This window comes from Catenibacterium sp. co_0103, assembly GCF_004168205.1.
In the GTDB taxonomy this organism is placed as follows: Bacteria; Bacillota_I; Bacilli_A; order Erysipelotrichales; family Coprobacillaceae; genus Catenibacterium; species Catenibacterium mitsuoka_A.
The window spans coordinates 1-7926 of sequence record NZ_RCYB01000088.1; the positions used below are offsets into that span (position 1 = coordinate 1).

At 47.2% G+C, this 7926-nt stretch carries 9 protein-coding genes and 2 pseudogenes; 10 read left to right on the forward strand and 1 reads right to left on the reverse strand.

The window, feature by feature from the left end; translation table 11 throughout:
* Nucleotides 1-567, reverse strand: a pseudogene (locus EAI80_RS10790) (recombinase family protein); the annotation flags it as partial.
* A gap of 192 nt (nucleotides 568-759) precedes the next feature.
* On the opposite strand from EAI80_RS10790, the gene EAI80_RS10795 reads away from it, so the two are divergent.
* The 10 genes and pseudogenes from EAI80_RS10795 to EAI80_RS10840 all read left to right on the forward strand — a co-directional run bounded on the left by EAI80_RS10795 (nucleotide 760) and on the right by EAI80_RS10840 (nucleotide 7790).
* The gene (locus tag EAI80_RS10795) at nucleotides 760-1581 is read left to right on the forward strand and encodes a ParA family protein (protein WP_129982021.1); all 822 of its coding nucleotides are present in this window, start codon (nucleotides 760-762) and stop codon (nucleotides 1579-1581) included.
* On the forward strand, nucleotides 1538-2464 hold the full coding sequence (locus EAI80_RS10800) for a ParB/RepB/Spo0J family partition protein (protein ID WP_129982022.1): 927 nt from the start codon (nucleotides 1538-1540) through the stop codon (nucleotides 2462-2464). The genes EAI80_RS10795 and EAI80_RS10800 overlap by 44 nt, the downstream gene beginning before the upstream one ends.
* An 11-nt stretch (nucleotides 2465-2475) precedes the next feature.
* A complete protein-coding gene (locus tag EAI80_RS10805) occupies nucleotides 2476-2751 on the forward strand; it encodes a DUF5720 family protein (RefSeq protein WP_129982023.1) in 276 nt (91 codons plus the stop codon).
* Nucleotides 2752-2778: 27 nt separating this feature from the next.
* A complete protein-coding gene (locus EAI80_RS10810; protein WP_129982024.1) occupies nucleotides 2779-2961 on the forward strand; it encodes a hypothetical protein in 183 nt (60 codons plus the stop codon).
* Between the two features lie 59 nt (nucleotides 2962-3020).
* Nucleotides 3021-3905 (forward strand): DUF6017 domain-containing protein, encoded by an 885-nt coding sequence (locus tag EAI80_RS10815; protein WP_129982025.1) that lies wholly within the window; start codon nucleotides 3021-3023, stop codon nucleotides 3903-3905.
* A gap of 21 nt (nucleotides 3906-3926) precedes the next feature.
* Nucleotides 3927-4673, forward strand: coding sequence for a BRO family protein (locus EAI80_RS10820; protein ID WP_129982026.1), 747 nt, complete (start codon nucleotides 3927-3929; stop codon nucleotides 4671-4673).
* A gap of 13 nt (nucleotides 4674-4686) precedes the next feature.
* Nucleotides 4687-5001 carry a DUF5720 family protein gene (locus EAI80_RS10825; protein ID WP_129982027.1) on the forward strand — a complete coding sequence of 105 codons (315 nt, stop codon included), beginning with the start codon at nucleotides 4687-4689 and terminating at the stop codon, nucleotides 4999-5001.
* 100 nt (nucleotides 5002-5101) lie between these two features.
* Entirely contained in the window at nucleotides 5102-5587 is a 486-nt protein-coding gene (locus EAI80_RS10830; RefSeq protein ID WP_129982028.1) for a PcfB family protein, read from the forward strand.
* Nucleotides 5584-5883, forward strand: a pseudogene (locus EAI80_RS10835) (hypothetical protein); the annotation flags it as partial. The gene EAI80_RS10830 and the pseudogene EAI80_RS10835, both read left to right, overlap by 4 nt.
* 56 nt (nucleotides 5884-5939) lie before the next feature.
* Nucleotides 5940-7790, forward strand: coding sequence for a recombinase family protein (locus EAI80_RS10840; protein WP_202976635.1), 1851 nt, complete (start codon nucleotides 5940-5942; stop codon nucleotides 7788-7790).
* Nucleotides 7791-7926 lie beyond the last annotated feature (136 nt).

Consider the following 7926-nt stretch of genomic DNA (forward strand, 5'->3'; position numbering starts at 1 on the left):
CCCTGCAAATATCGGCGTTGCTTTTTCCTTTGTCTGTCTACGCCTTGATTTTATCTGTTCCTGCACACGATAGAACATTTCCTTGTCAATAATCGGCTCATGCGTGTTTTCTACTCGAAACCATTCACTTTCGGGTTTTCGTACTTTCTTCTTGCTTTTGAAAGAAATAGTTGACTGTCGATTATGAACGCTGTTTCCGATATAGACTTCACTTTTTAAGATTGCCTTAACATGAGCAATCGTCCATTCATAACGCTTGCTGTCGGGCTTTCCCTCAAAGATATGTGCAAAAGTACCGTACCTTGTAAAATTCAGCCAAGACGCTGTCGGAACTTTTTCTTCTCGCAGTACCTTTGTGATTTTGGCACTACCGTAACCTTGATAGGCTAGGGAGAAGATTTTTTCAACAATCCATTTTGTTTCCTCATCAACCAGCAGTTTTCCTTTGATGTCGGGGTGTTTCTTATATCCTAACGGAGCATAAGCCCCATAATACGCACCCTCTGCAAATTTTGTCTTAAATGCAGATTTCACTTTACGGCTTGTATCTCTTGCCACCCATTCATTGAACATAAGTTGTTCAGGAAGGGTATTAGTGAACAGGCAGAAACCAGTATTCATGCAGGTTTGCGACGAGATGGCTCTCAGTAGATAATCTCTTAAACAGCGTATAACTGACAATCACATATTGTTTCATAGGGAGAATGATGATTTATGTCACATTCTCCCTTTTTCTATTTCAGAATTGAGGTGATTGTTATGAACACACAAATTATCGCCATCGCCAACCAGAAAGGCGGCGTTGGCAAGACAACCACTTGTGCCAACTTGGGGATTGGTTTGGCACAGGCAGGAAAGAAAGTCCTGCTGATTGACAGCGACCCACAAGGCAGCTTGTCCATCAGCTTAGGCAATCCTCAACCAGACAAGCTACCCTTCACCTTATCCGATGCAATGGCAAAAATCCTCACCGATCAGCCTATCATCCCCGGCGAAGGCATCCTGCATCACCCGGAAGGTGTGGACTTGCTCCCAGCAAACATTGAGCTTTCTGGCATGGAAGTATCTCTGGTAAACGCTATGAGCCGAGAAACCATCTTGCGGCAATATCTGGACACGCTCAAGGGACAATACTCCCATATTCTCATTGATTGCCAACCGTCCTTGGGTATGCTTACGGTCAATGCTCTAGCCGCTGCAAACAGGGTTTTAATCCCTGTCCAAGCAGAATACCTACCCGCCAAAGGTTTGGAACAGCTACTTACCACCGTCAGTAAAGTAAAGCGGCAAATCAATCCAAAGCTCCAGATTGACGGTATCCTGCTGACAATGGTAGATAATCGCACCAACTTTGCCAAAGACATCAGCACATTGCTCAGAGATACCTATGGCAGCAAAATCAAAGTGTTTGGTGCGGAGATTCCCCATTCTGTTCGGGCAAAGGAAATCAGTGCTGAAGGCAAGAGCATCTTTGCCCACGACCCTAACGGCAAGGTGGCAGAAGCATATCAATCTTTGACGAAGGAGGTGTTGAAACTTGAAAAGCAGCGTGAAAAAAATAGAGCTGGCATCGGTAGATGATTTGTTCTCTACTGAGGAAAGCCGTGCGGATGACCAGAGAGAGCGAGTACAAAATATTCCTCTTTCAGAGTTACACCCTTTTAAGAACCATCCGTTCAAAGTCAAGGATGACGATGCCATGTTCGATACTGCCCAAAGCATTAAGGAATATGGCGTTTTAGTCCCGGCGATTGCAAGACCCGATCCTGATGGTGGATATGAACTTGTAGCTGGACACCGTCGCCACCGTGCCAGCGAACTGGCTGAACAAGAAACCATGCCTGTCATTGTTCGTGATTTGGACGATGATGCCGCTACCATCATCATGGTTGACAGCAACTTACAGCGTGAAAGCCTGCTCCCCAGCGAACGAGCCTTTGCCTACAAAATGAAGTTAGATGCAGTCAAACATCAAGGAGCAAGAACAGATTTAACTTCCCGACAAGTTGTCGGGAAGTTGGAAATGGCTGATGTGGTTGGAGAAAAAGCTGGTGATAGCGGACGACAGGTACAACGCTATATTCGCCTGACAGAACTGATCCCCGAACTGCTGGATATGGTGGATGAGAGAAAGATCGCTTTCAATCCAGCCTATGAGCTGTCCTTCCTCAAACCAGAGGAACAGATTCAGCTTTTGGACGCTATGGAAAGTGAACAGTCCACTCCCTCTCTATCCCAAGCACAGCGTCTCAAGAAATTCAGTCAGGAGGGGCATCTGTCCATTGATGTGATGCGAGCCATCATGGGTGAGGAAAAGAAAAGCGAACTGGATAAGGTCACACTGTCCTCAGATACCCTGCGGAAGTATTTTCCCAAAAGCTACACCCCCCAGCGGATGCAGGAAACCATCATCAAACTACTGGAACAATGGCAGCGAAAACGACAAAGAGATCAGGAGCGTTGAAAGGAGAGCCTATGAGAGATATTTCAGCAAGAGAGCTGAAAGGTCACAATATTCTCTCTGTTGAGAGATTTGCAGACAAAACCAAGTGGATGATTGAGTTCGTTGTACGCAAAGCCGAGAATGCCTATGGCAGTCCGGGCGATGAGATGCGTTTGTTTCTGGATGATGGCGGTTATGAAGCCGCCATCACCAGCCAAAAAAACCAAGAAATCAAAATCAAGCGGTATGCCCGTATCATTGAGGGACACATCCTCGATTTTAAGCCGGACAAGCACCGCAGAAACTAATTAAAACTTAAAAAGGAAGGAATGACCATGTCTACACACATCAAAATTGCAGATGCAATTCGGGACTATTATGAAATGCTGGAACAGTTGTCATCAGAAGAACTGGAACAGCTTATACCAAGTGTTCTCAAATTAGAGGGCAACGCTATCAATCAAGAGCAGTGCTCGACACCACCGTTTTTCTGCCAAACGAAAACATACAGCGATTAAAACCACAGCCTTTTGGACTGTGGCTTTTTTGTACCCAAATTTAAGAGAGGAGCGTTTTTATGGCTGTTTTTCGTGTGCAGAAAACGGAAGATTATACCGTTATGAGTAATTATCATCTTCGAGACAAAGGATTGTCCCTTAAAGCAAAAGGATTGTTGTCGCAAATGCTTTCTTTGCCGGAGGATTGGGACTACACACTCTCTGGACTGTCTTACATCAACAAAGAGAGCAAGGATGCCATCCGCAATGCCGTTAAGGAACTGGAAGCAGCAGGCTATGTGATCCGCCGTCAGACCATCGACGCAAACGGGAAATTCAGCGTCAATGAGTACATCATCTATGAGCGTCCTGTTGCTGTCCCGTCATTGGATGTACCGCCGTCGGATGTACCGTCATCGGAAAACCCGACAACGGAAAAACCGTCATCGGAAAATCCAACGCAATTAAATACTAAGAAATCAAATACAGAAAAACAAAATACGGATGGACAAAATACCGATTCATTTCCTTTCCCTTTCACCCCTTCCCAGCAGCAGGTAAAACAGACAGAACGGAAACGAAAAGAAATGATGTCCGCTGAGAACATAGAAATCTATCGAGAAATCATTTTGGAGAACATCGGGTATGAGCATCTGAGAAAAGAGATTGCACCGTATGAGGACGATTTGGATGAAATTGTGGAGCTGATGGTGGAAACTGTCTGTGCCAATCGGGAAAGCATCCGTGTGGCAAGCAGCACCTTTCCCCATGAGATTGTGCGATCCCGCCTTTTGAAGCTGGATGGTGAACATATCAGCTTTGTGATGCAGTGCATGAGAGAGAATACCACGAAAGTCCGAAATATGAAGCAATATCTCCTGACTGCTCTGTTCAATGCCCCTACCACCATCAATAATTTTTACACATCGCTTGTCAATCACGATATGCACAGCGGTGCGATCTAAGCCGCTGAAGGAGGAAAACAAATGGAACAGATGGAAATTTTCAAGAACCCTGAGTTTGGCAGTATCCGAGTTATTGAGGAGGACGGAAAGTATTTATTTTGTGGGATGGATGTAGCAAATGCGTTGGGATATGCAAAACCCCGTAACGCTATAAATGCTCATTGTCGGTACGCCCTAAAACGGGGCGTACCTCATCCGCAAAGTTCAGACAGCGTAATTAACATGACTTTCATTCCAGAGGGCGATGTTTACCGTCTGATTATACACAGCAAGCTGCCCTCGGCAGAACGGTTTGAGCGATGGGTGTTCGATGAAGTGCTGCCCTCCATCCGCAAGCATGGAGCGTACATTACCCCCGAAAAGCTCTGGGAGGTTGCTACATCACCCGAAGCACTGATGAAGCTCTGCTCCGACCTGTTGGAAGAACGGCAGGAAAACGCAGTCTTGCGAAACCTCAATGCCGTCCTGCAAGAAAAGGATCTGTACTTTGACAAGTTCGTACAAAACGGTTACTGCACCAATCTCCGCATTACGGCAAAGGAATTGAATGTGCCGGAACGCCGCTTTGTACGATTTCTGCTGGAACAGGGTTTTGTCTATCGCTCCACCTCTGGTAATGTCCTGCCCTACAACAAACCAGAGAACGAGGGACTGTTTTGTGTCAAAGACTATTACAACAATGGCTTTTTTGGTGCATATACCCTCGTCACTCCTGTTGGGAAACATTATTTTGCAGAACAGCGTGAGTATATTCTGCTGACGATCTGAAGGAGGAGCTTTTATGAGTAATGGGAAAACCATTGGGCAGCTGATGGAAGAAGCTCGCATCAAAGCTGGTGCGAAAAATTATGCTGGGCATGATTACATGGATTTGATGCGATTTGATGAGCATACCCGTCACATGATTATTTTCGATGTTCTCAGCCATGAATCCCCGGTCGGCTTCAAGGGTGAGCGTATGCGTCTGTTTCTCTCGGATGCTGGCTATGAACGGGCAAAAGAGAGCGAAGCCAAAGGATTTACCAAAATCTTGAGTCATGCCGATGTGCGAAACGGACATCTGTATTACAACAAGAACAAAGACCAGATCCGATGAGGTGGTTTTGTGCGTAATATAGTTCTCTATCAACAGTTCTATCCACCTTAACAAATCCGATACTGCTGTTCTATCTCTATGCGAAAGGAGGCATTGACCTATGCAGGAAGAAGTTGAAAACAGGACTTTAACGCTGGTTGTCAGCGGCACAAAGTTCACTGGAAGATTGCTCAAAACTGCCATCACCAAGTACATGGCACACCGCAAAGAAAAGAAAATGCAGAAAATCAGGGATATGACTGTGACTCCCAAGGGAAAACAGAGCGTCAAGCAGCTGATTGGGCAGAATCAGGGGGTATCTACCATTGAGATCACAGACCCCTCCATCAAAGAGTTTGAACGGATCGCCCGTAAATACGGTGTTGATTTTGCTGTGAAAAAAGACCGAAGCTGTGACCCTCCCAAGTACCTGATTTTCTTCAAGGCTCGTGATGCAGATGCACTCACGGCTGCTTTTACCGAATACACTCAAAAAAAGGTCAGGAAAGCTGAGCGTCCGTCTGTGCTGGAGAAGCTAAACCACTTCAAAGAAATGGTGAAGAACACCGTGGTAGACCGCAATAAACACAGGGAGAGAGAACGATGAAACAAATCAATATCAAAAAACTGGTGCTGCTGAATCTGCCTTATCTCCTTGTTGGACTGTTTGCTACCAATTTCGGTGAAGCCTGGAGAATGGCAGAGGGTGCAAACGCTTCGGAGAAAATGATGGAGCTGCTTTCCGCTTTGCCTGTTGCTTTTGGCAATCCGTTGCCCAGCTTTCATCCATTGGACTTGCTGATTGGACTATGCTGTGGTGCAGTCCTCCGTCTGGCTGTCTATCTGAAAGGCAAAAATGCCAAAAAATATCGGCATGGTACAGAGTACGGCTCTGCCCGCTGGAGTGCATAATTTTAAGTGTAAATGACACATACATGGACGCACAGGAGGTTATGCACATGACTGATTATAGCAAAATTACAGCCCTTTACTCCCGCCTTTCCGTGGGCGACGAGGACAGGGACGGCGGCGAGAGCAACAGCATACAGAACCAAAAAATATTTTTGGAGAACTATGCCAGAGGGCAGCACCTGACCAATATCCGGCACTACATCGACGATGACGAAAGCGGCAGGTTTTTTGACCGTTCCGCCTACTCCCGCATGATGGACGATGTGGAAAACGGGAAAATCGGTGTCTGTATTATGAAAGACCTTACCCGTTGGGGGCGTGACTATCTCCAAGTCGGAAACGCGATGGAGATATTCAGACGGAACAATGTGCGCTTTATCGCGGTCAACAACGGCATTGACAGCGAGAAACCCGACACATTGGAGTTTGCGCCCTTTATCAATATCATGTCGGAGTGGTACGCAAAGGACATCAGCAAGAAAGTGAAAACGGGCATTAAGACCAAAGGCATGAGCGGAAAGCCGATTGTCACCGAAGCCCCCTACGGTTATGTCAAAGACCCGGACAACAAGGATTTTTGGATAATCGACGAGGAAGCCGCCGAGGTTGTCCGTTTGATTTTCCGTCTGTTTATCGGCGGGAAGAACCGCAATCAAATCGCCGTATATCTGACACAGGAGCAAATCCCTACCCCCACTTTCTATATGAAAGACCGCGGGCGGGGAACCTGTAAAAATAAGACGCTCAACGAGGATAACCGCTGCAAGTGGAACAAAGTTACCTTGACCAATATCCTCACACGGCAGGAGTATTGCGGAGATGTAGTCAACTTCAAGACCACAAAGCATTTCCGGGATAAACATAACCACTATGTAGACCGGAGCCAGTGGCACATCACAGAAAATGTGCATGAGCCGATTATCAGCCGCAGCGATTTTGAAACCGTACAGCGGATTTTGGAAAACGCACCCGTCAGGCGCCCCAACGGGGACGGGGAAATCCACCCTCTGTCCGGCTTACTTTTCTGTAAGGACTGCGGCGCAAAAATGCACATTCGTATAGATTACCGGAACGGCGGCAAGCGGCACGTTGCTTTTTGCAGCGAGTACCACAAGGGAAAAGCCAAGAACCCCAAATGCCATTCCCCACACATCATGGACGCGGACTTGCTCATGCAGACCATCGCGGAAGTGCTGAAGAAAATCGAGGACTATTCTATCAGCAACCGGGCGGAGTTTGAAGCCTTAGTGAAAAAGAACCTTGCCATGCAGCAGACCGACCAGACCAAAAAGCAGCAGAAGCGTATTCCGCAAATCACGACACGCCTTGAACAGATTGACAAGGTGCTGAACAAGCTCTATGAGGACAACGCCCTCGGCACGATCCCGCAAGACCGTTATGAGCAAATGTCGCAGAAGTATTCGGAAGAATACTACGCGCTGAAAACGGAGCTTTCCACACTCCAAGAGCAGCTATCCGCTTATGAGAACGCGGGAGGACGGGCGCAGAAGTTTTTGAAGCTGACGGAACGCCATGCCGCCTTTACCGACCTGACCCCCGCCATTCTCAACGAGTTTATCAGCCGGATTGAAGTGCATGAGCGCGACCAGAAAAGGGCGAGATACGCAATCCAGCACATCAGCATATATTTCAATTATATCGGCAAGTTTGAGAATGAAGTGACACAGCTTGCAGAGCCGACCGAGCAGGAAATCCGGCAAATGCGGGAGGAAATCGAAGAAGCCAAAAAGGAAAAGAGCCGCGCCTACCACCGGCAGTATTCAAGGGAGTACCGGGCGAGAAACCTTGAAAAGCAGCGGGAGTATGACCGTATCAAGGCGCGGGAATACCGGGCAAGGAGAAAGGCGCAGGCAGCCGCCGCACAGCCCACACAGTAAAACAGAATAACCATCAACCAAGAGGGATTTTCCGAACTACGGGAAATCCCTCTTTTGCGCGTGTGCCGGGCATGGCACTAATTCAGTCGGAGATAGTCTGACCACAGGTATTTACCGCCAAGTGTAGTGAACCACA